We start from the raw sequence: 516 nt of genomic DNA, 5'->3' as shown, positions 1-516 counted from the left end.
CAAGGATTTAGAGAAAATGTTCAACACTACTTTGAAAGAGAACGCCACGTTGTGTCAGCAAGTGAGCAGATTGAGCGAGCAAGTGAACGGCTTGAACGTTCAGCTTCAGCGGTTGGAAAAGCATTACAGCACGAAGCGAGATTAGACATAGACAGAGAGCGTGAAATGAGTTTTAAAGGTTTTTGCCGTTGATTGACTCCCGTTTTAAATGCATTCGTGTAAGCTATTGTCACTGTTCAATTTTTTCTTATGGGTGTGCGAATGCATAGCTTGAATGGGGGGCTGCCCGATATTTTTGACCCTTCAAAATCTCATCGTTGCCCTATTGGGCACTCGAATCCGTCAGTGTGCCCATGTTCTACTTGTAAGATGGCTAGAGAAGCGGAGGCTTCTAGATTGGCATTAAGGCGAGCTGAAGCGAGAAACTTCGCTCCGACAGGTTCGCTAATGCCATCAAATCAAGCAATTAAGGAATCCGTAGTGCCAAAAGAAACCCCTAGAGAAAAAATTGAAAGA

At 44.2% G+C, this 516-nt stretch carries 1 protein-coding gene; it reads left to right on the top strand.

Annotated features, from left to right (window positions below; translation table 11 throughout):
* Positions 1-16: 16 nt before the first annotated feature.
* Entirely contained in the window at positions 17-145 is a 129-nt protein-coding gene (locus R7093_RS28170; RefSeq protein ID WP_404819228.1) for an MbeD/MobD family mobilization/exclusion protein, read from the top strand.
* Positions 146-516: the final 371 nt, after the last annotated feature.

The sequence above is a fragment of the Vibrio sp. 1580 genome (assembly GCF_033340055.1).
The sequence above is the reverse complement of the archived record's forward strand: the minus strand, read 5'-3'. Positions and strand labels throughout refer to the sequence as shown.